This window comes from Sphingomonas sp. (genome assembly GCF_036388435.1).
Taxonomy (GTDB): Bacteria; Pseudomonadota; Alphaproteobacteria; order Sphingomonadales; family Sphingomonadaceae; genus Sphingomonas.
In genome coordinates, this window is record NZ_DASVRV010000017.1 from 1 (window position 1) to 19,668 (window position 19,668).

A 19,668-nucleotide genomic window follows, 5' to 3' on the forward strand; every position below is an offset into this window, starting at 1 on the left:
CACCCGCACATCTTCGGTGACGCGACGTCCTCGCCGGGTTGGGAAAGCATCAAGGCGGGTGAACGCGCCGTTAAGGATGGTGGTACGTTGGCCGGCGTCGCGCTCGGGCTTCCGGCGCTCGCGCGGGCCGAGAAGCTCCAACGTCGCGCCGCGCGGGTCGGATTCGACTGGCCGGACCCTGCTGGCCCGCGCGCGAAGGTGGACGAGGAACTGGCCGAGATCGACGCCGCGCTGCCCGAGCAGGTCGCGGAAGAGGTCGGCGACCTGCTCTTTTCCGTCGTCAACTGGGCCCGTCACCTGGGGGTCGACCCGGAAGCGGCGCTCCGATCGGCCAACGCCAAGTTCGAATACCGATTCGCGGGCATGGAGGCGATCGCCGGTCCGTCCTTCGCGTCGCTGCCGCTCGACGACAAGGAAGCGCTGTGGTCGCGCGTCAAGAAGGACGCTGGTTGAACCGTTCGTAATCGGTCGGGGCCAGCCGCACGTCATAGGTGGTCCGCCCCTCTTCCGCCTTCTGCTCCAGCACCTCGCCATGCGCATGCAGCCAGGCCGCGCCCGCGCCATCGGCATCCTCCAGCGTGATCCGGTAGCGGCGATGTCCGGCGGTCAGCTTGGCCGCGACCTGATGGAGCAGCGCGTCGACGCCCTGCCCGCCCAATGCGGAGATGGCGACCACGTCGTCGCGGCCGTCCGCCTGGTCGAGCAGGTCGTCGCGCAGATGCGCGCTCACCAGGTCCAGCTTGTTCCACACCTCGAAGCGCGGGGTCGTCTCCCCTACCCCCAAATCGCTCAACACGGCCTCGACATCGCTACGCTGCGCCTCGCTATCGGGATGGGCGATGTCGCGGACATGGATCAGGAGGTCAGCGGACACGACCTCCTCCAGCGTAGCCTTGAACGCGGCAACCAGCTGAGTCGGGAGATCGGAGACGAACCCGACCGTATCGGATAGGATCGCCTTGTCGATTCCCGGCAGTCCGATCTGACGCAAGGTCGGGTCCAACGTCGCGAAAAGAAGATTTTCCGCCATGACGTCGGCGCCGGTCAACCGATTGAAAAGGGTCGACTTTCCGGCGTTGGTATAGCCTACCAGCGCGATCACCGGCCAGGGTGCACGTTGGCGCCGGTCGCGGTGGAGGCCGCGCGTGCGGGTCACCTGATCGAGCTCGCGGCGCAGGCGGGCCATGCGGTCGCGGATCAGACGGCGATCCGCCTCGATCTGGGTTTCGCCGGGGCCGCCGAGAAAGCCGAAGCCGCCGCGCTGGCGTTCGAGATGGGTCCAGCTGCGGACCAGACGACCGGCCTGATAGTCGAGATGCGCCAGCTCGACCTGCAGCCGCCCCTCGGCAGTCGCAGCGCGCTCGCCGAATATCTCGAGGATCAGCCCGGTGCGGTCGATCACCTTGCACTCGAGCGCCGTCTCCAGATTACGCTGCTGGATCGGCGTCAACGCGGCGTCGAACACGGCCAGCTGCGCGTCCTCCATCTTCACCCGGCCGGCGAGCTCCTCGGCCTGGCCCGAGCCGATCAGGGTCGCCGGCTTAGGCGCGCGGACACGCAGGTGCACCATGTCCGCCACGACGACGCCGATCGCGGCGGCGAGCCCGGCGGTCTCCGCCATCCGCGCTTCGGGATCACGGTTCGATCCACCCTGGTCGGGCAATATGACGATCGCGCGCGCGCCCCGCGCGAAGTCGTCCCGGTCGCGCTCGAATCCTTGGGTCATGCTTCATCTTCCCCGTCCCGGTCTCCGGTCCCGTCGCTCGCCTCACCCTGCAGGTCGAGCGGGCGCGCGGGCTGGATGGTGGAAACCGCGTGCTTGTAGACGAGCTGGGTCAGCCCCTCGCGCTGGAGCAGCATGCAGAACAGGTCGAAGGCGGCGATCTGCCCCTGGAGCATGACCCCGTTGACCAGGAACATCGTCACGCTGTCCTCCGACTTGCGCACCGCCGAGAGAAAGATCTCCTGGAGAAGTGGCTGCTTGCGCGCGCCTTCTCCCACGGCATCGACCAGCGCTGCCACGTCGATCTGGCCTGTCGGCATGATCGTCGAAATCGCGTGTTTGTAGATCAGCTGCGACTGACCGTCGCGGCGAAGCAGGACGGAAAAGTTGTCGAACCAGGTAACGATGCCTTGCAGCTTGACGCCCTTGACCAGGAACATCGTCACGGGCGTCTTGGAACGGCGCAGCGCGTTGAGGAACAGGTCCTGAAGCGAGCCCTGCTTGTCGGCCATGATCTTTGCCCTTTTTTCTTGGCGAGGTCGGTGCCCCGCGATTGCGCCGTTTCCCGGCGTCGGATGGCCGAACTGAAAGCCCGGCATGGGTATGATCGTTTGAGACCCTCGCACCGCACAAGTGCGCGAAAGACCAAGTCGTTCCGTCGCCGGTTCGGCTCAATCATCGCGCGTGTCGGTGATCCCCAGCAATTTAAGCTTCCGATGCAATGCCGAGCGCTCCATGCCGATGAAGCTCGCCGTGCGCGAGATGTTCCCAGAAAAGCGTCGGATCTGGACACGTAGATATTCGCGTTCGAAGGTTTCACGCGCCTCGCGCAGCGGCGTGCCCATGATCGCACCCGATCCGCCCCCTGTTCCCTCACCCTGGCTGCCCCGCACCTCGGCGGGCAGCAGATCGAGATCGATGCGGCCGATCCGGTCGCCGGGGGCCATGATGACCGTGCGCTCGACCACGTTGCGCAGCTGGCGCACATTCCCCGGCCAATCATAGCTTTGCAGCGCGACCATCGCGTCGCCGGCGATCTCGGGCGTCGGGACACGGCGCTCATTCGCGTAGTGGGCGAGAAAATGCTGAACCAATGCGGGAATGTCTTCCCGGCGGTCGGTCAACGACGGGATGACGACGGGCACGACGTTCAAACGATAATAGAGATCCTCGCGGAAACGACCCTCCGCGATCTCCTGCGTCAGGTCGCGTGCGGTCGCGGAGACCACTCGGACATCGACCTTGACGATGCGCGTACCACCGACGCGCGAGAAGCTCTGGTCGGTGAGCACGCGCAGGATCCGAGCCTGCGTGGCGACCGGCATGTCGGCGATCTCGTCGAGGAACAGCGTGCCCCCATGCGCCTGTTCCAGATGGCCGGGACGGATGAGGTCGCCTCCTTCCTCTACGCCGAACAGTTCCTCCTCGACGCGCTCGGGAGTCATGCGCGCAGCGCTGACGATCACGAAGGGAGCGTCGGCGCGCTGACTCCATCCGTGCAGCAGCCGGGCCGCTACTTCCTTTCCGACCCCGGCCGGGCCGGTGATCAGGACACGGCTGCCGGTGCCGGCGACGCGCTTCAATGTCGCGCGAACGCCGTTGATCACGCTGGAGCTGCCGGTCAGGTCGGTCTCGCGCCCGGCCGAGACGCGGAGCGAGGCGACCTCGCGGCGCAGGCTCTCGGTCTCCGTGGCGCGCGCGACGAGCAGGAGCAGCCGCTTCGCCTCGAACGGCTTCTCGATGAAGTCGGACGCTCCCTTGCGGATCGCGGCGACCGCGGTGTCGAGACTGCCATGCCCCGAGATGACGAGCACCGGGATCGAGGGATCACGGCGCTTGATCTCGTCCAGCAATTCCAGGCCGTCGAGCTTGGAGCCTTGCAACCAGACGTCGAGCAGCACGAGCGACGGACGTCGGGTCGCTATCGCCTCGAGCGCGGCGTCGCTGTCGCCTGCGGCACGCGTTTGATAACCTTCGTCCTCGAGCACCCCCGCGACCAGTTCGCGGATGTCGAGTTCATCGTCGACGACGAGGATGTCGAGCGCCATGGAAATCAGGTCCGATCAAGCGGGAGGGAGGCAAGCCGGCGACCGATGGCCGCTTCGGGTTCGTCGCCGGTCTGGTCGAGGGCGGCAAGGGCGGCGCAGTCGAAGATCATGGTGACGACGGTGCCCCCCCCATCACGGTCTGCAAAGGCGATCCGTCCATGATGTTCCTCGATGATCTTTTTGACGATCGCCAGCCCGAGTCCCGTCCCCCGAGCGCGGGTGGTCATATAAGGCTCGACGATGCGGTCCCGGTCTGGTGGCAAGCCGATCCCGTCATCCTCCACGACGATCAGAACTCGGTCCTCCTCACGCGAAACAGTCAAGGCGATCGCACCGCCTTCCTGCCCTTTCGCCTCGATCGCCTCGACGCCGTTCTTGACGATGTTGGTCAACGCCTGCCCGATCTGGCGACGGTCGCAGACGAGCCAAGGCTCGGGATCGTCATGCCGCAGGCAGAACCGGACCGCCGGGTGTGCGACTTCATGGAGGAACAACGCCTGACGCGCGATGTCGACCACCGCCTCGTCGCGGAACACGGGCTTGGGCATCCGCGCGAAAGACGAGAATTCATCGACCATGCGCCGCAGGTCGCCGACCTGCCGCACGATCGTCTCCGTCAGCCGGCCAAAGGTCGTGTCTCCTTCCTCGACCTTTCCTCCATAGCGCCGCTGGAGCCGTTCGGCAGCGAGCTGGATGGGGGTCAGCGGATTCTTGATCTCGTGCGCGATCCGGCGAGCGACATCCGACCAGGCCGCGCGGCGCTGGTCCGCCAATTGGTCGGTGATGTCGTCGAAGGTCAGGATGGGCCCCGCAGGCGCGAGGGCGATGCGGACGGCAAGCGTGCGCGCATCCAGTCCGTGGCCGATCTGGATCACGCCTTCGCGCTGATTCCCGTCGAGCAGCGCATCGAGCTCGGGCGAGACCTGGCCCAGATGACGGCCCACCAGTTCCTCGACACCGAGCAGCGCGCCGGCGGACCGGTTGGCGATCTGGACGATACGGTTCGGGGCCGTCGCGATGACCCCCGCCGAGACACCCGCCATCACCGCCTCGATCAACGCGCGGCGATTCTCGAGCTGGGCGTTGGCGGAGACGAGCGCGCTGTTCTGCTGTTCCAGCTGGCCCGTCATCTGGTTGAAGACCCGCGCCAGCGTGCCGACCTCGTCACGGCTACGCGGGTCTGACACGCGCGCCGAGAGGTCACCCCCAGCCACCCGCCGCGCGGCGCCGACGAGCTCGCCGACCGGTGCGACCAGTCGATCCGCTACCTGAAGCGCGATCCATACGGCGATGCCGACGATCAGGAGCGAGATAAGCAATAGGGCCGCGTTGAACTGAAGCTGAAGGCTTCGCGCGCGCGCCAGCAACGCGCGATAGTCCGCGGTTACCGCTTCGGCGCGCGCATTCTGCTCCAGCATCAGCTTGGTGTCGCCCACACGGGCGGCATAGAGGAACAGCTGACTCGCTCCGGGGACGGTCGTGATCGTCTGGATTCGGTCGCCTGTCACGGCGACCACGCTCCGGTCACCGGAACGAAGCCGCGCGATCGAGCTTGGGGTCAGCCGCTTTGCAAGTTCGACTTCATAAGGATTTACGACCGCAAGGGTCCGGATCTCGCCGCGAGGCGAGACGGTAAACAGCGCGGCTTCGGACAGGCTGCGATAATAAACCTGTTGGACGAAAAAGGTCGGGAAGCCCGACCCGTCGATCGGCTCCTCACGAAGCTGATAGCCCATGTCCTCCGCCATGGTCAGCGTCGCTTCGCGCCACCGATCCAGCTGCTGCAGGTATGACGTACGCGCAAGCCCGGTGGCGTTCTCCAGCATCCCGCTCGCCTTGTCGGAATACCAGAATTGCACGCCGTACTGGAACAGCAGGGATGCGACGATGGTAACGAGCAGCATCGGCACGGCCGCCATTGTCGAAAACAATGCCACCAGCCGGACGTGAAGACGGCCGGTGCCCCCGACCGGGGATGCCGCGGCCCGGCGGCGGGCGATCCGGCGTCCGAACAACATCATCAACAACACGCCGGGCACCAGGTTCGCAACGAGCAGGGTGGCGATCAGGATCGGAGTGAGGAGGCGGCCGGGTGCCGCCGATGACGTGATGATGCCGTAACTCGCGACCGCCACGACGAGGGCTGCCGAGAGTACCGCCCCCTCGACCGCGGGCGTGACGGTCAGGCGGCTCGGGAGCTCGTCTGTCTCGATGTTGGGCACCGCAGCGGCGTTCATCGCCTTCGCCCTACAAGGTCCCGTGTTGCCGGGAAACCACAATGTGCGATAAAATCATCCAGCGTCGGCGTTGCCGTCCAAGACGCGTGTCGTGCCGATACCGAGCGAGTCGAGGCGCTTGCGCAGCGTGTTCCGGTTGATGCCCAGTGCCCGCGCGGCGCGGAGCTGGTTGCGGCCGTGGCGGGCGAGCATCGCCTCGATCAGCGGTCGCTCGACCTCGTCGATGACGCGGGCGTAGAGCGTTCCGTCGTCGAGCGCCCCAGGGCGCTCTCCCGCGATCCTGTTGATCAGCGCGCGGATCGCCGGGCCGATGCCGGCATCCTCTCCCGGTGCCTCGAATGCCACATCGAGCATGGTCCTGATCGCGCCTGCATCGATCACCTCGTCGCGCGCGAGCACGGCGAGCCGCCGCATCAGGTTTTCGAGCTCACGGACGTTGCCGGGCCAGCTATGCGCTTCCAGCAAGGCCAGCGCGCCATCGTCGAGGCGCCGATGCGACAGGCCCTGCGCCGCCGCGCCGTCGAGGAAGTGACGCGCGAGGAGCGAGATGTCCGACCCGCGATCGCGCAAGGGAGGCAGTTCGATGGGCACCACGTTGAGCCGGTAGAAGAGATCCTCGCGGAACTGGCCGCTGCTTATGCGGCTGGTCAGGTCGCGATTGGTGGCGGCGACGATGCGCACGTCGGCGCGGATCGGCCGCGCGCCGCCGACGCTGGTGAACTCTCCAGATTGGAGCACCCGCAGGAGGCGCGTCTGCGCGTCGAGCGGCATGTCGCCGATCTCGTCGAGGAACAACGTCCCGCCCGCCGCCTGCTCGAAACGACCGGCGGTGCGCGCGGCGGCACCCGTGAACGCGCCGCGCTCGTGCCCGAACAGTTCCGCTTCGATCAGATCGCGGGGGATCGCGGCCATGTTGATCGCCACGAAGGGCGCCGCGCGGCGCGGACCGAGATCGTGAATGGCGCGGGCGACCAGCTCCTTGCCCGTACCCGACTCGCCGGAGACGAGGACGGTGAGGTCGTTCGAGACGACGCGTGCGATGACGCGGTAGACCGCCTGCATAGCGGGCGATCGCCCGAGCAGCGGGAGCGCGCCCTCGTCCTGGCCCAGCCGCTCGGCCGGGGACGGGTCGGCGCGGGCGAGCGCGCTGTCGACCGCCGAGGTGAGCGCGTCGAGATCGAAGGGCTTGGGCAGATAGTCATAGGCCCCCGCCTCCGTGGCGCGGACCGCGGTGGACAGCGTGTTCTGGGCGGACAGAATAATGACCGGCAGGGCGGGATGGCTCGCGCGGAGGTGGCGGAGATTATCGAGACCGTCCCCGTCGGGAAGCATGACGTCGGTCACAAGCACGTCGGGCACGGCGCGCGAGAGCGCCGCGTCGGCTTCGGCCAGGGAAGCGGCCAGGGTCACGCCGTGACCCGCCCGGCGGAGCGACTGGGCGATGACCGTACGGATCGCGGCGTCGTCGTCGACGACCAGTATCTGGCTCATCCGGGTGCACGCGCCAGCAGGAGGCGGAAGACGGTCCGGCCGTGCTCGCGGGTGCATTGGACGAGACCACCCATATCGCGGACGAGCTTGTCGACCAGCGCGAGCCCCAGCCCGGTCCCGTCACGGCGCCCGGAGACGAAGGGCTCGAAGAGCTGGCCCGCAATCTCCGAGGGCGGACCGGGGCCGTTGTCGACGACGCCGATCTCGATCGGAAGCGCAGTAACCTGACGGTCTTCTCCCATGCGACGAGCCGTACCGTGACGATAGGCTGTGGTGATCGTGATGCTGGGTTTCTTCACTTCTACAAGGGCCTCCGAGGCGTTCTTCAGGAGGTTTAGTAGAACCTGGATCAGCGCGTCGTTGTTGATGAGCGCCGGCGGCAGGGAGGGGTCATAGCTCTCCTCGATCGGGATGCCCTGCGCGACGCCGGCGCTGGCGATGCGGCGGACGTGGGACAGTACCGGATAGATATTCCCGGCCGAGAGCGGCAGCGGGCGCGTATCGGTGAAAAGCTGCATCCGGTCGATCAGCGCGGCGACGCGGTCCACCTCCGCCACGATCAGCGTCGTCAACTCGCCCGGACCGAGCAGCTGGGCGGCGCCGCGGATGCCCGACAGCGGGTTCTTGATCTCGTGCGCCAGCATCGCGGCGGCGCCGACCGCCACCCTCCCCGTCTCCGACCGCGCGGGGAGGTGGCGGGGGCCGGCCGCATGGAGCGTGACGACGCGCCAGCCGGGCCAGTCGGGGATGTGCGAGGCGGTGAGGTCGAGCCGCAGCGTCATGCCGCCCGTTATCACCTCGGCGTCGTAGATCGCCAGGTCCTCGCCGCGCGCGACCGCCTCGATCGACGGGGAGCGCAGGAGGCCGGCGAGCGGCTGGGCGGTCATCAGCCGCTCCGACAGGTTGAGCAACTGTTCGGCGGGCGCGTTCGCGCGGGCGATGCGACCGTCCGCGTCGACCAGCAGGATGCCGACCGGCAGCGCCCCGAACAGCGCGGACCAGTCAGGTCGCGCATCGGATACGGGGTCAGGCCGCGGCGCGATGGCGGTACGGAGCATAGAAGTCGGCGAGCATCGCCTGAACGCGCACGGGATCGGGTTCCTGATTCACGCGGTTGCGGAACTCGGCCGAGCCGTGAAGCCCGCGCGTGTACCAGCCGATATGCTTGCGCGCCATGTTGACCCCGGTCTCGGTGCCGTAATGATCCAACATCGCGTCATAATGCCCGGATATCATGCGATGTTGCTCATCCAGCGACGGGTCGGGCACGTGCCGCCCCGTGGCGAACCACGCCATCATCTGCCCAAGCAGCCATGGCCGCCCATAAGCCCCGCGCCCGACCATTACGCCGTCAGCGCCCGACTGGTGGAGCGCGGTCTCCGCATCCTCGATCGAGCAGATATCACCGTTGACGATGACCGGAAGCGCGACCGCATCCTTGACGCGGCGGACGAAGGCCCAGTCGGCCGAGCCCTTGTACATCTGGTTGCGGGTGCGGCCATGGACGGTGATCATGCGTACCCCGAGGTCCTCGGCGATGCGCGCGAGTTCGGGGGCGTTCAGGCTGGCGTGGCACCAGCCCATCCGCATCTTGAGCGTGACCGGCACACCGACCGCCTTGACGGTCGCGTCGATGATCGCGGCGGCGAGTTTGAGGTCGCGCATCAGCGCGCTCCCGGCGTCGCCGTTGACGATCTTCTTGACCGGGCAGCCCATGTTGACGTCGATGATCGCCGCGCCGCGGTCCGCGTTGAGCTTGGCGGCCTCCGCCATCTCGTGCGGCGCACAGCCGGCGAGCTGCATCGACACCGGCTCCTCGACCGGGTCCCAGGCCGCTTTCTGGAGCGACTGCCGCGTCTCGCGGATCATCGCCTGGCTGGCAATCATCTCGGTGACGTTGAGCCCCGATCCATAGCGGCGCACCAGGGTACGAAACGGCCGGTCGGTCACGCCGGTCATCGGTGCGAGGATGACCGGGGACTCGATCCGGACGGGACCGATCTGGAGAGGATGAAGGGTGCGCATTATGCTTGCCTGAAAAAGAGGCATCTACCCCGCGGTGACGGCACTGGCAAGGTGGGTGGGGCTCGGCTAGGCGGCGCGGATGACCGGTTCGGAGCATATCGTCGCCATCATCGTCGCCGGTGGCGGCGGATCGCGCGCAGGCGCGGGCGCCCCCAAACAGTTCCGGTTGGTGGGCGGGCGCGCGCTGCTGGCCCATGCTTACCGGGCCTTCGTCGACCATCCGCTGATCGACGACGTCATAGTGGTCGTCGCGCCCGGCATGGAGGAGGAAGCGCGTGCAGCGGTCGGAACGGAGGTCGCCACCGTCAACGGCGGAGCAACGCGCCGCGAATCCGTTGCGCACGGGCTGGCGGCGGCGACCGCGCGACGCGCCACGCGGGTGCTGATCCACGACGCGGCGCGGCCGTTCGTGCCGGCGCGGGTGATCGTCGAAGTGGTCGTGGCGCTGGACGAACATCAGGGAGCACTGCCCGCCCTTCCCGTCGCCGACACGCTCGCGCGAAGCGAGACGTTGCGTGATACGCGTGTGTTGGGCGACATCGTGGCGCGCGACGGGCTATGGCGCGTCCAGACGCCGCAGGGCTTTCGGCTCGATGCGATCCTGGCGGCGCACGCGGCCTGGCCTTTGGGTGAAGAGGCGACCGACGACGCGCAGATGGTACGGCGGCTTGGCGGCGCGGTCGCGCTGGTGCAGGGTGACCCGGTGCTCGACAAGGTCACCTATCCTTCCGACTTCGCGCTCGCCGAGGCGCGCGCGGGCGCGGCGTGGCGGACGCGCATGGCGACGGGGTTCGACGTCCACCGGCTGGAGGATGGCGAGGAGCTGTGGCTGGGCGGCGTCCATATCCCGCACGCGCGAGGGTTGTCGGGGCATAGCGATGCGGACGTGGCGCTCCACGCGCTGACCGACGCGCTGCTCGGCACGATCGCGGCGGGCGATATCGGCACGCATTTCCCCCCCAGCGATCCGCAATGGCGGGGTGCGGAATCGGGGCAATTCCTGCGCCACGCGGCCGCGCTGATCCGGGGCCGGGGCGGCGAGATCGAGTTCGTCGACCTGACGATCATCTGCGAGGCGCCGAAGATTGGCCCACACCGCGCGGTGATGACGGCGCGCATCGCGGAGCTGCTGGAGATTCCCGCCGACCGGGTGAGCGTCAAGGCGACGACGACCGAGAAGCTGGGCTTTACGGGACGCGGCGAAGGCATCGCGGCCCAGGCGGCGGCGACGGTCCGGTTGCCGACATGAGGCATATTGGCGCCCTGGTCGCCCTGGCCCTGCTCGCCTCCCCCGCCCAAGCGCAGCGGGCGTGCGTGACGACCGCCGAGGCGGAGGCGTTCGCGCTGGTGGCAATGCCGCAGATCATTCGTGAGACGGGGCGCGTCTGCGCGTCGCGGCTGCCGGCGCAGAGCCTGGTACGGCGGTCGGGCGGCCCTTTCCTGGCGAAGTATGACGGGGCGGCGAACGATGCCTGGCCGCGCGCGCGGGCGGCGTTGGGCAAATTGTCGATCGGGCTCGCCGATGCGCTGCTCGCCTCGGACTTCGCGCGGCCGTTGATCGTGTCGCTGATCGTGCCGCGACTGGTCGGGCGGATCGCGGTGGAGGATTGCGGGACCATCGACCGGCTGGTGACCCAGCTCGAGCCGCTGCCGCCGCGCAACGTCGCGGGCGTGGTGGTGACCTCGCTATCCTACCTGAAGACGCAGCGGGCGCGGGGACAACGGATCGACGTGCCGGATCTGCCGCTCTGCGCCGAGCCGGCCGGGAGCGGCGCTCGATGATCGCCGACACGCTCCTTCCCGCCGAGCTGGTCGAGACGGCACGGCAGGTCGTGGAGGCGAACCGGGCCGCGGGTCGGCGTGTCGCCGTGGCGGAAAGCTGTACGGGCGGGCTGGTCACCGCGGCGCTGACCGAGATTGCGGGCTGTTCCGACGTGATCGAGGTGGGATACGTCACCTATTCGAACAAAGCGAAGATGGCGGCTCTGGCGGTGAACGGCGACCTGATCGACACGTTCGGCGCCGTGTCGATCGCGGTGGCCTGGGCGATGGCGCAAGGAGCCCTCAAGGAGAGCGGAGCCGATGTCGCGGTTGCGGTGACGGGGGTCGCCGGACCGGGCGGCGGATCGGCGAAGAAGCCGGTCGGCACCGTCGTCTTCGCGCGGGCCGAAAAGGCGGGTGATCCGACCGACGTGCACGCGATCCGCCGCGACTTCGGCGATCGCGGGCGGGGCGGGATCAGGCTTCAGGCGGCGTTGTGCGCACTGGAGCTGTTGATGCCGGCCGCGTCCGGAACGCCGTAGCGCTTGGCGGCGCGCAGCTCGAACGCGCCGATCATCCGGCGTAGCGCGGTGTCGAACACCTTGCCCGCCAGCTTCTCGAAGATACGGCTTTTGAAGGCGAAATCGACCGAGAAATCGACCGCGCAGCCCGCCGGGTCCGGGCGGAAGCGCCATTCATTGCGGAGATGCTTGAGCGGACCGTCGACATAATCGACATGGATGTGATCGGGGCGGACCTTGCGGACGCGCGAGGTGAAGGTCTCGCGCAGACCCTTGAACCCGACGATCATGTCCGCGAGCGTGTCGGTATCGTTATCCTGGCGGACGCGCAACGCGATCACCCAGGGAAGGAAGTTGGGATAGTCGCGGATGTCGGCGACGAGGTCGAACATCTGTTCGGGGGTGTAGGGCAGGACGCGCGTCTCGCGATGGGCGGGCACGCTACGTCCCCTCGCCGGTCGTCACGTCAAGCCCTGCCCAACTTGGCCTCGCGCGCGGCCTTGAGCTTGGCGAAGTCCGCCCCCGCATGATAGCTGGACCGCGTCAGCGGCGACGCCGCGACGAGCAGGAACCCCTTGGCACGCGCGATCGCGGCATAGGCGTCGAACGCCTTGGGGGCGGTGAACTCCATGACCTTGGCATGGCGGGGCGTCGGCTGGAGATATTGGCCCATGGTCAGGAAATCGATGTCGGCCGAGCGCATGTCGTCCATTACCTGATGGACCTCCATCCGCTCCTCGCCAAGGCCCGTCATCACGCCCGATTTGGTGAAGATCGACGGGTCGTGCCGCTTGACGCTCTCCAGCAGGCGCAGCGACGCATAGTAGCGCGCGCCGGGGCGGATGGTCGGGTATAGACGCGGCACGGTTTCCAGATTGTGGTTGTAGACGTCGGGTCCCGCCTCGACGATCGACTCGACGGCCGCCTGCGCCTTGTTGCGGAAGTCGGGCGTGAGGATCTCGATGGTGGTGGCGGGCGTGGTGCGGCGGAGCGCCTCGATGACCTTGACGAACTGCGACGCGCCGCCGTCGGGCAGGTCGTCGCGATCGACCGAGGTAATGACGATATGCTCCAGCCCCAGCTCGGCGGCGGCGGTGGCGGTGTGCATGGGTTCGAGCGGATCGACCGCGCGGGGCATTCCCGTCTTGACGTTGCAGAAGGCGCAGGCGCGGGTGCAGGTATCGCCCAGGATCATGACGGTGGCGTGCTTTTTGGTCCAGCATTCGCCGATGTTGGGACAAGCGGCCTCCTCGCACACGGTGGCGAGGCCCAGGCGGCGCATCAGCGCCTTGGTCTCGGCGAAACCGACGCTGGTCGGGGCCTTGACCCTGATCCAGTCGGGCTTGCGCTCGCGCGGGGGGCGGGCGAGCGGGGTCATGTCGTTCATGGGGTGCGAGATAGCGGGCGCGGGGCCGCTCCACAACTCGCCTCGGCGTCACTAGATAGCGCAGGTCAACAACCGCCAGGAGGAACCATGGCCAGCTTCGCGAACATGATCGAGGGATATCACCGCTTCCACGAGCAGAGCTGGAAGGTGCAGCACGAGCGCTGGGCCGAGCTGGCGGAAGGCCAGAGCCCCAAGGTGATGGTGATCGCCTGCGCCGACAGCCGCGTATCGCCCGCGCAGATTTTCGACGTGGCGCCGGGCGAGATCTTCTCGGTGCGCAACGTCGCCAACCTCGTGCCGCCCTATGAGACCGGGGGCGGGCTTCACGGCGTGTCGGCGGCGCTGGAATTCGCGGTGACGCAGCTCGAAGTGCCCGAGATCGTCGTCATGGGCCATGCGTCGTGCGGCGGCGTCAAGGCGACCTTGACCCGCGCGTTCGACGATGCGGAACTGGGCCAGGGCGGCTTCGTGTCGAGCTGGGTGGGTATCCTGTCCTCCGCGCGCGACCGGGTCACCGCGCGATTGGGCGCGGGCCACGAACATGCACAGCGCGAGCTGGAATGGGAAGGGGTGCGCCAGTCGCTGGGCAACCTCATGACCTTCCCGTTCGTGCGCGAGCGGGTCGAGGCGGGCTCGCTCGCGCTGCGCGGCGCATGGTTCGAGATTTCGAGCGGCGAGCTGCGTGTGATGGACCAGAATGGCGATTTCCTGCCGGCCTGACGCGAAAAGGGGCGCGGTGACCGAAGTCGCCGCGCCCCATATTCTCCGGTTCGAAACTGCCGCGCTTACTCGGCCGCGGCGACTTCCTTCGCCGGGCGGTTGTCGCGGCGCTCGGCGATGCGCGCCGACTTGCCGGTGCGGCCGCGCAGATAATAGAGCTTGGCGCGACGCACGGCGCCCTTGCGGACGACCACGATCGAATCGACATTGGGCGAATAGAGCGGGAACACGCGCTCGACACCCTCGCCGAAGCTGATCTTGCGGACGGTGAAGCTGGAGCCCATGCCGCGATTGGCGCGGGCTATGCACACGCCCTCATAATTCTGGACGCGGGTGCGCTCGCCCTCGACGACCTTGACGCCGACGCGCAGCGTATCGCCCGGGCGGAATTCGGGGTGGGTCTTGGTGGCGGTGAACTTGGCGATCTGCTCGGCTTCGAGCTGCTGGATGATGTTCATGCGTCGTCCTCTTCGTGCCGCGCGCCAGAGGGCGACCCGACCCGAGCGCCGCCATGGCGCTCCCAAAGGTCCGGCCGCCTTAGCCGTGTATCGGCCTCCGCCCTGGCTTTCCGCCAGGCGGCGACCTTCGCATGATCCCCCGATCGCAGCACTTCGGGGATCCTGCGCCCTTCCCACATCTGCGGTCGGGTATAATGGGGATATTCGAGAAGGCCGCTTTCGAAGCTCTCCTCAACCCCACTGGAAGCCGCGCCCATTACGCCGGGGAGCAGCCGGACGCAAGCGTCGAGCAGCACCAGCGCCCCGATTTCGCCGCCTGAAAGGATGTAATCGCCGATCGATATTTCCTCGATCCGGCGCGCGTCGAACAAGCGTTCGTCGAACCCCTCGAACCGACCGCACAGGATGATCGCGCCGGGCCCGGCCGCGAGCTCGCGAACGCGTGCTTGCGTGAGCGGGCGACCGCGTGGCGTCATGGCGAGGATAGGACGCCCATCCGCGACGCCGTCGAGCGCGGCGGCGACCACATCGGCGCGCAGCACCATCCCCGCCCCGCCCCCGGCCGGCGTGTCGTCGACCGAGCGATGTCTGTCAGTCGCGAAATCGCGGATGTTGACGGCTTGGAGCGACCACCGCCCCTCCCCGAGCGCGCGACCGGCGAGCGACACCCCCAGCGGGCCGGGGAACATCTCGGGATAGAGGGTGACGACCGTGGCGGCGAAGGTCATTCGGTCCAGTTCTCGACCCGCAGGCCGGGCACATCGGCGAAGTCACACTCATTGCGGGTAACGATCACCGCATCCAGCGCCAGCGCGTGCGCCGCGATCAGCCGATCGAAACTATGCCGCTTGATTCCTATCCGCCTGACGAGATCGCCATAGACGGTGGCAGCGCGTGACTCGAACGGGTGAGCCGTCACGAGCCCGATCACCGCTTCCAGGCGTGCGACATTGCCGATGTTGGTGGATCGCGCTCCTACCGACAGTTCGGCCAAGGTGATGGCGGACATGCCCAATGACCCCGGACCGACGCTCTCCATGCGCTCGATCAGGTCAGGCACGCGGGCGAGCGCGAAGTCGATCCAGACGTTGGTGTCGAGCAGGTACATGATTAGGCGGCGCGGGAGGGTGCATCGCCCCAATCACGATCCGGCTCGTCGGCGGGCATACGCCCGTCCGCCATGAAGTCGGCCGAGAACGATCCGAACAGGTCGCGCAGGGTCGCGCCGGGAATGCCCACCGGCTTCGCGTGAACCACCCCCTCGTCATCCTTGAAAAGCTCGAACTCCATCCCCGCAGCTAGGCCCAGGCCCGACGGCAAGCGGATCGCTACCGAGTTGCCCGACTTGAACGTCCGCGTGCGATACTGCCTGCCCATCACGATCTCCGTACACACATGAGGTATATACCTCTTTTGAGCGGGTGGGACAAGGAACCCTCCCCCGCCTTGCCCATTGGACCGCCTATGGAAGATTGCCTCATCATCGGCGGGGGCCCCGCCGGCATGACCGCTGCCATCTATCTGGCGCGGTTCCACCTGAAGGTGCGCGTGGTCGATGGCGGGGAAAGCCGCGTTACGTGGATACCGCGCACCCATAATCATGCGGGCTATCCGGGCGGCATTCCGGGCACCGAGTTGCTCGAACTCATGCGCGAGCAGGCGGGCGAGTTCGGGATCGCGGTCGAGGAGCGGGTGATAGAACGCGCGGCAAAAGTCGAGGGCGGATTCGAGGCGCGGGCCGTCGATGGGGAAGTGATCCGGGCGCGGACGGTATTGCTGGCGACGGGCGTGGTGAACAGGTCGCCGCCGATCGCGCCCGAACTCCATCAGGTGGCGATCGACCGCGGGCTGCTGCGCTACTGCCCGATTTGCGACGGGTATGAGGTGACCGACAAGCGCGTGGGCGTGATCGGCAGCAGGACGCACGGTTACAAGGAGGCGGTGTTCCTGCGCATGTACACGCGCGACGTGACGTTGATCGCGCCCGACACCGACCTGGAGCTGTCCGAGGCTGAACTGGCGCGGCTGGGGGAACTGGGCGTCGAGGCGCTGGGCGGGCCGTGCGCCTCGCTGCGGCTGGACGAGGACGAGATCGTGGTGCCCACGCCGCGAGGCGAGCTGCGCTTCGACAGCGTCTATCCCGCTCTGGGATCGGTGATCCGATCGGAGCTGGCGGTGGCGCTGGGCGCGGACGCGTCGTCGGACGGGTGCGTGGTGGTGGACGACCATCAGCGCACCAGCGTGGCGGGTCTTTATGCGGCGGGCGATGTGGTGAAGGGACTCGACCAGATCAGCCACGCCATGGGCGAAGGCGGCGTCGCGGCGGTGACGATCAGGAACGATATGGCGGAGAAGCAGGCGCTGGTGCGGTGAACATGGACCCGAATACCGGGCCGGCTGAGGAGCCTATTCGACGAAGGAGGCGTCGACGATCACCCGATCACCAATCGTCGCGGCGGTGATCGGGACCATGAACCGCTTACCGTCCGGCTTCTCGATCTCGAAGATATCACCCGCGCCGAAATTCTCGACGGCGACGACGCGGCCGACCGGCTCTCCAGCGTCCGTGTCGCAGGCGAGGCCGATCAGGTCGGCATGATAATATTCGCCCTCTCCTAACGGCGGCAACTCCGCACGCGCGACCGTCAGCGCGGTCCCGCGACAGCTCTCGGCCGCCGTGCGGTCCGGGATTTCGGCGAAGCGGGCGATCGCGCCGTTGGTGGCGTGACGCAGCGACTTGAGCGTGAGGGCACCGTCGTTGAAGCGCTTATAGGGGCTGAGATCATCGGTGAAGAGCTTCAGGCGCACCTCGCCCGCGATGCCGTGCGCACCGATGATGGCGGCCAGCGTCACGCGGCGTTCGTCGCTACCCACCCCTGCCCCCTCCCGCGAGCGGGAGGGGGAGGCCGACTCACTGACCGGGGCTGTCGGGACCGGGGGCGCTGGACTCGTCCGAGCCTTCGGCGGGCTCGGGGGTCGAGACGCCTTGGTTGCCGGCGTCTTCGGGTCCGGTGGTCTGGTCATGATCGGGGTCGGTCGGCATCGGTCTGCACCTCCTGTGAGCAGGGGTAACGCGCCGATGCCGACCTGGTGCCCTTATTCGGCCGTCGCGGCTTCGGCGTCGGCGGTCGTCTCGGCGGGAGCCTCGACCGGGGCCGCGGCGGCCTCGTCGGCGGCCTTCTGCTTCTCGGCGCGCTCCTCGGCGCGCTCGGTCGCCTTTTCGCCGGGCTTGCCCTTGTTGGGGTTGTTGCGCGCCTCGCGCTCGCGGACGCCGGCCTGGTCGAGGAAGCGGGCGACGCGGTCGGTGGGCTGCGCGCCGACCGACAGCCAATGCTTCGCGCGATCGGCGTCGAGCTGGATGCGCTGATCGGAATCCTTGGCGAGGAGCGGGTTATAGGTGCCGATCTTCTCCAGATACTTGCCGTCGCGCGGGCTGCGGGCGTCGGCGACGACGATGCGGTAATAAGGACGCTTCTTGGAGCCGCCGCGCGACAGGCGAATGCTGATGGCCATGATCGTTCTTCCTTCTGGTACGATGTTCGTGAGGGTTAGAGGTGAGCGTTATTTCTTGCCGAGACCGGGGAAACCGGGGGGAAGCTGGGGGGCGCCGGCGCCGCCGGGCAGGCCGGGGAGCCCGGCCGGGCCGCCCATCTTGCCCATGACGTCGCCCAGCCCCTGGCCGCCGATGGCGTTGCCGAGACCGCCCAGGCCGCCTTTTCCGAGCATGGACATCATGCCCTTGATGCCGCCCATCTTGCGGATCTTCTTCATGGCGGTGGACATCTCCTGGTGCATCTTGAGGAGCTTGTTGACCTCCTGCACCGTGGTGCCCGACCCCTTGGCGACGCGGATCTTGCGCTTGGCGTTGATCAGCTCGGGCTTGGCGCGCTCCTTGAGCGTCATCGACCCGATCATCGCGTCCATATGGACGAGCATCTTGTCGCCGCCCGCCTGTTGCAGCGCGCCCTGGGCGCCCTTCATGCCGGGCATCATCCCCGCCAGCGCGCCGAGGCCGCCCATGCGCTGCATCTGGGCGAGCTGCGAGCGCAGGTCGTTCATGTCGAACTGACCCTTGGCCAGCTTCGCAGCCATGCGGTCGGCGTCTTCCTGCTGGATCGACTCCGCCGCGCGCTCGACCAGCGATACCACGTCGCCCATGCCCAGGATACGGCCGGCGACGCGTTCCGGGTGGAACGCCTCCAGCGCGTCGAGCTTCTCGCCGGTCCCCGCGAACTTAATCGGCTTGCCGGTGACGGCGCGCATCGACAAGGCCGCGCCGCCGCGCGCGTCGCCGTCCATGCGCGTCAGCACCACGCCCGTCAGGGGCACCTGCGTCGAAAAATTGGTCGCGACGTTGACGGCGTCCTGGCCGGTCAGCGCGTCGACGACGAGCAGGATCTCCTGCGGAACGGCGACGTCGGCCACGGCGCGCATCTCGTCCATCAGCGCCTGGTCGATGCTGGTGCGTCCGGCCGTGTCGAGCATGAGCACGTCGAAGCCCTGGAGCTTCGCCGCCTGGAGTGCTCGCCGGGCGATCTCCACCGGCTGCTGGCCCGCGATGATCGGCAGGGTCGCGATCTCGGTCTGGGTGCCGAGCGTGGCGAGCTGTTCCTGGGCATTGGGGCGGTTGACGTCCAGGGACGCCATCAGCACCTTCTTGCCCTCGCGCCCCTTCAGGCGACGCGCGATCTTGGCGGTGGTGGTCGTCTTGCCCGAGCCCTGGAGGCCGACCATCATCACGACCGCCGGGGGTGCGACGTTCAGCTCCAGCGCGGACTCGTCGGCGCCCAGCATCTCGACCAGCGCGTCGTTGACGATCTTGACGACCTGCTGACCCGGCGTGACCGAACGCAGCACGTTCTGGCCGATCGCCTTTTCGGTGGCGCGGTCGACGAAATCGCGCGCGACGGGAAGCGCGACATCGGCTTCGAGCAGCGCCACGCGTACCTCGCGCATGGCGGTGCGGACATCGGCCTCGGTCAGCGCGCCACGGCCGCGCAGCCGATCGAAGACACCGCCCAACCGGTCGCTGAGACTCTCGAACATCGTTTCACTCCAACGAATCTTCGATCCGCCATCCGCAACAGCGCGAACGGTGGTGTATCGCCAAACGCAAAAGCGCCGGCGGGCGAAACCTCGCCGGCCAGCGTGCGCCCGGAGGCGCCGATGCCAATGCGTTCCACGACGGAACCTGACGGATCGTTAGGCCAAATGATCCGGCCGCGCAACCCGAGCCGCGCCGCTTAACGGGTTCTACACCGGTGACGGGCCATGGCGAAGACTGGCCAAGGTGGAAC

The 19,668-nt window shown here is 67.8% G+C and carries 22 protein-coding genes; 6 read left to right on the forward strand and 16 right to left on the reverse strand.

Going from position 1 to position 19,668, the window contains the following annotated elements:
• Window positions 1-453: MazG nucleotide pyrophosphohydrolase domain-containing protein (locus VF592_RS04605; protein WP_331004437.1), on the forward strand; the 453-nt coding region annotated here is incomplete at its 5' end.
• Here the strand turns inward: VF592_RS04605 and hflX are convergent.
• From hflX to dusB, 7 genes are all read right to left on the reverse strand, one after another.
• Window positions 434-1,726 carry a GTPase HflX gene (hflX, locus tag VF592_RS04610; protein ID WP_331004438.1) on the reverse strand — a complete coding sequence of 431 codons (1,293 nt, stop codon included), beginning with the start codon at window positions 1,724-1,726 and terminating at the stop codon, window positions 434-436. The two genes, VF592_RS04605 and hflX, sit on opposite strands and share 20 nt — an antisense overlap.
• The gene (hfq, locus tag VF592_RS04615; RefSeq protein WP_331004439.1) at window positions 1,723-2,322 is read right to left on the reverse strand and encodes an RNA chaperone Hfq; all 600 of its coding nucleotides are present in this window, start codon (window positions 2,320-2,322) and stop codon (window positions 1,723-1,725) included. Before hfq ends, hflX begins: the two co-directional genes overlap by 4 nt.
• Window positions 2,323-2,394: 72 nt before the next feature.
• The gene (locus VF592_RS04620) at window positions 2,395-3,771 is read right to left on the reverse strand and encodes a sigma-54 dependent transcriptional regulator (protein ID WP_331004440.1); all 1,377 of its coding nucleotides are present in this window, start codon (window positions 3,769-3,771) and stop codon (window positions 2,395-2,397) included.
• 5 nt (window positions 3,772-3,776) lie between these two features.
• Window positions 3,777-6,008 carry a sensor histidine kinase gene (locus VF592_RS04625; RefSeq protein ID WP_331004441.1) on the reverse strand — a complete coding sequence of 744 codons (2,232 nt, stop codon included), beginning with the start codon at window positions 6,006-6,008 and terminating at the stop codon, window positions 3,777-3,779.
• Window positions 6,009-6,062: 54 nt separating this feature from the next.
• On the reverse strand, window positions 6,063-7,499 hold the full coding sequence (gene ntrC, locus VF592_RS04630) for a nitrogen regulation protein NR(I) (protein ID WP_331004442.1): 1,437 nt from the start codon (window positions 7,497-7,499) through the stop codon (window positions 6,063-6,065).
• The gene (locus tag VF592_RS04635) at window positions 7,496-8,557 is read right to left on the reverse strand and encodes a two-component system sensor histidine kinase NtrB (protein WP_331004443.1); all 1,062 of its coding nucleotides are present in this window, start codon (window positions 8,555-8,557) and stop codon (window positions 7,496-7,498) included. The genes ntrC and VF592_RS04635 overlap by 4 nt, the downstream gene beginning before the upstream one ends.
• A complete protein-coding gene (dusB, locus tag VF592_RS04640) occupies window positions 8,526-9,524 on the reverse strand; it encodes a tRNA dihydrouridine synthase DusB (RefSeq protein WP_331004444.1) in 999 nt (332 codons plus the stop codon). Before dusB ends, VF592_RS04635 begins: the two co-directional genes overlap by 32 nt.
• Before the next feature lie 79 nt (window positions 9,525-9,603).
• Between dusB and VF592_RS04645 the strand changes: the two genes are divergently transcribed.
• Genes VF592_RS04645 through VF592_RS04655 form a run of 3 tightly spaced genes read left to right on the forward strand, consistent with a single transcriptional unit; the run spans window position 9,604 to window position 11,827 of the window.
• On the forward strand, window positions 9,604-10,773 hold the full coding sequence (locus tag VF592_RS04645; RefSeq protein WP_331004445.1) for a bifunctional 2-C-methyl-D-erythritol 4-phosphate cytidylyltransferase/2-C-methyl-D-erythritol 2,4-cyclodiphosphate synthase: 1,170 nt from the start codon (window positions 9,604-9,606) through the stop codon (window positions 10,771-10,773).
• Window positions 10,770-11,306 (forward strand): hypothetical protein, encoded by a 537-nt coding sequence (locus VF592_RS04650; protein WP_331004446.1) that lies wholly within the window; start codon window positions 10,770-10,772, stop codon window positions 11,304-11,306. The genes VF592_RS04645 and VF592_RS04650 overlap by 4 nt, the downstream gene beginning before the upstream one ends.
• Complete coding sequence (locus VF592_RS04655) at window positions 11,303-11,827, forward strand: CinA family protein (RefSeq protein WP_331004447.1); 525 nt, start codon at window positions 11,303-11,305, stop codon at window positions 11,825-11,827. The genes VF592_RS04650 and VF592_RS04655 overlap by 4 nt, the downstream gene beginning before the upstream one ends.
• Here VF592_RS04655 and VF592_RS04660 read toward each other — a convergent pair.
• A complete protein-coding gene (locus VF592_RS04660; protein WP_331004448.1) occupies window positions 11,770-12,246 on the reverse strand; it encodes a type II toxin-antitoxin system RatA family toxin in 477 nt (158 codons plus the stop codon). The two genes, VF592_RS04655 and VF592_RS04660, sit on opposite strands and share 58 nt — an antisense overlap.
• Window positions 12,247-12,272: 26 nt before the next feature.
• Window positions 12,273-13,193 carry a lipoyl synthase gene (gene lipA / locus VF592_RS04665; protein ID WP_331004449.1) on the reverse strand — a complete coding sequence of 307 codons (921 nt, stop codon included), beginning with the start codon at window positions 13,191-13,193 and terminating at the stop codon, window positions 12,273-12,275.
• An 87-nt stretch (window positions 13,194-13,280) separates the two neighbouring features.
• Here lipA and VF592_RS04670 point away from each other — a divergent pair, with 87 nt between their 5' ends.
• A complete protein-coding gene (locus VF592_RS04670; protein WP_331004450.1) occupies window positions 13,281-13,913 on the forward strand; it encodes a carbonic anhydrase in 633 nt (210 codons plus the stop codon).
• A gap of 65 nt (window positions 13,914-13,978) precedes the next feature.
• Here VF592_RS04670 and rplS read toward each other — a convergent pair whose 3' ends face one another.
• From rplS to VF592_RS04690, 4 genes are read right to left on the reverse strand one after another with little or no spacing between them, the layout of a single operon-like run.
• Window positions 13,979-14,371: a 50S ribosomal protein L19 gene (gene rplS, locus VF592_RS04675; protein ID WP_331004451.1), complete on the reverse strand. Its 393-nt coding sequence runs from the start codon at window positions 14,369-14,371 to the stop codon at window positions 13,979-13,981.
• Entirely contained in the window at window positions 14,368-15,099 is a 732-nt protein-coding gene (gene trmD, locus VF592_RS04680; RefSeq protein WP_331004452.1) for a tRNA (guanosine(37)-N1)-methyltransferase TrmD, read from the reverse strand. The genes rplS and trmD overlap by 4 nt, the downstream gene beginning before the upstream one ends.
• Window positions 15,096-15,479 carry a type II toxin-antitoxin system VapC family toxin gene (locus VF592_RS04685; RefSeq protein WP_331004453.1) on the reverse strand — a complete coding sequence of 128 codons (384 nt, stop codon included), beginning with the start codon at window positions 15,477-15,479 and terminating at the stop codon, window positions 15,096-15,098. Before VF592_RS04685 ends, trmD begins: the two co-directional genes overlap by 4 nt.
• Before the next feature lie 2 nt (window positions 15,480-15,481).
• Window positions 15,482-15,748 carry an AbrB family transcriptional regulator gene (locus VF592_RS04690; protein WP_331004454.1) on the reverse strand — a complete coding sequence of 89 codons (267 nt, stop codon included), beginning with the start codon at window positions 15,746-15,748 and terminating at the stop codon, window positions 15,482-15,484.
• Between the two features lie 87 nt (window positions 15,749-15,835).
• Between VF592_RS04690 and VF592_RS04695 the strand changes: the two genes are divergently transcribed.
• On the forward strand, window positions 15,836-16,744 hold the full coding sequence (locus tag VF592_RS04695; protein WP_331004455.1) for an NAD(P)/FAD-dependent oxidoreductase: 909 nt from the start codon (window positions 15,836-15,838) through the stop codon (window positions 16,742-16,744).
• Window positions 16,745-16,777: 33 nt separating this feature from the next.
• Here VF592_RS04695 and rimM read toward each other — a convergent pair whose 3' ends face one another.
• The 3 genes from rimM to ffh all read right to left on the reverse strand — a co-directional run bounded on the left by rimM (window position 16,778) and on the right by ffh (window position 19,417).
• Window positions 16,778-17,245: a ribosome maturation factor RimM gene (gene rimM / locus VF592_RS04700; protein ID WP_331004456.1), complete on the reverse strand. Its 468-nt coding sequence runs from the start codon at window positions 17,243-17,245 to the stop codon at window positions 16,778-16,780.
• A gap of 222 nt (window positions 17,246-17,467) precedes the next feature.
• Window positions 17,468-17,884 (reverse strand): 30S ribosomal protein S16, encoded by a 417-nt coding sequence (gene rpsP, locus VF592_RS04705; RefSeq protein ID WP_331004457.1) that lies wholly within the window; start codon window positions 17,882-17,884, stop codon window positions 17,468-17,470.
• A 48-nt stretch (window positions 17,885-17,932) separates the two neighbouring features.
• Window positions 17,933-19,417 carry a signal recognition particle protein gene (gene ffh, locus VF592_RS04710; protein WP_331004458.1) on the reverse strand — a complete coding sequence of 495 codons (1,485 nt, stop codon included), beginning with the start codon at window positions 19,415-19,417 and terminating at the stop codon, window positions 17,933-17,935.
• Window positions 19,418-19,668: the final 251 nt, after the last annotated feature.

Excerpts from the sequence above, each read along its gene's own strand:
- rpsP (WP_331004457.1), bottom strand. The coding sequence starts at position 17,884 with ATGGCCATCAGCATTCGCCTGTCGCGCGGCGGCTCCAAGAAGCGTCCT.
- VF592_RS04620 (WP_331004440.1), bottom strand. The coding sequence starts at position 3,771 with ATGGCGCTCGACATCCTCGTCGTCGACGATGAACTCGACATCCGCGAA.
- dusB (WP_331004444.1), bottom strand. The coding sequence starts at position 9,524 with ATGCGCACCCTTCATCCTCTCCAGATCGGTCCCGTCCGGATCGAGTCC.
- ntrC (WP_331004442.1), bottom strand. The coding sequence starts at position 7,499 with ATGAGCCAGATACTGGTCGTCGACGACGACGCCGCGATCCGTACGGTC.
- VF592_RS04655 (WP_331004447.1), top strand. The coding sequence starts at position 11,303 with ATGATCGCCGACACGCTCCTTCCCGCCGAGCTGGTCGAGACGGCACGG.
- hflX (WP_331004438.1), bottom strand. The coding sequence starts at position 1,726 with ATGACCCAAGGATTCGAGCGCGACCGGGACGACTTCGCGCGGGGCGCG.
- VF592_RS04650 (WP_331004446.1), top strand. The coding sequence starts at position 10,770 with ATGAGGCATATTGGCGCCCTGGTCGCCCTGGCCCTGCTCGCCTCCCCC.
- VF592_RS04695 (WP_331004455.1), top strand. The coding sequence starts at position 15,836 with ATGGAAGATTGCCTCATCATCGGCGGGGGCCCCGCCGGCATGACCGCT.
- VF592_RS04670 (WP_331004450.1), top strand. The coding sequence starts at position 13,281 with ATGGCCAGCTTCGCGAACATGATCGAGGGATATCACCGCTTCCACGAG.
- lipA (WP_331004449.1), bottom strand. The coding sequence starts at position 13,193 with ATGAACGACATGACCCCGCTCGCCCGCCCCCCGCGCGAGCGCAAGCCC.
- VF592_RS04685 (WP_331004453.1), bottom strand. The coding sequence starts at position 15,479 with ATGTACCTGCTCGACACCAACGTCTGGATCGACTTCGCGCTCGCCCGC.
- VF592_RS04645 (WP_331004445.1), top strand. The coding sequence starts at position 9,604 with ATGACCGGTTCGGAGCATATCGTCGCCATCATCGTCGCCGGTGGCGGC.
- VF592_RS04690 (WP_331004454.1), bottom strand. The coding sequence starts at position 15,748 with ATGGGCAGGCAGTATCGCACGCGGACGTTCAAGTCGGGCAACTCGGTA.
- trmD (WP_331004452.1), bottom strand. The coding sequence starts at position 15,099 with ATGACCTTCGCCGCCACGGTCGTCACCCTCTATCCCGAGATGTTCCCC.
- rplS (WP_331004451.1), bottom strand. The coding sequence starts at position 14,371 with ATGAACATCATCCAGCAGCTCGAAGCCGAGCAGATCGCCAAGTTCACC.
- VF592_RS04625 (WP_331004441.1), bottom strand. The coding sequence starts at position 6,008 with ATGAACGCCGCTGCGGTGCCCAACATCGAGACAGACGAGCTCCCGAGC.
- ffh (WP_331004458.1), bottom strand. The coding sequence starts at position 19,417 with ATGTTCGAGAGTCTCAGCGACCGGTTGGGCGGTGTCTTCGATCGGCTG.
- hfq (WP_331004439.1), bottom strand. The coding sequence starts at position 2,322 with ATGCCGGGCTTTCAGTTCGGCCATCCGACGCCGGGAAACGGCGCAATC.
- VF592_RS04635 (WP_331004443.1), bottom strand. The coding sequence starts at position 8,557 with ATGCTCCGTACCGCCATCGCGCCGCGGCCTGACCCCGTATCCGATGCG.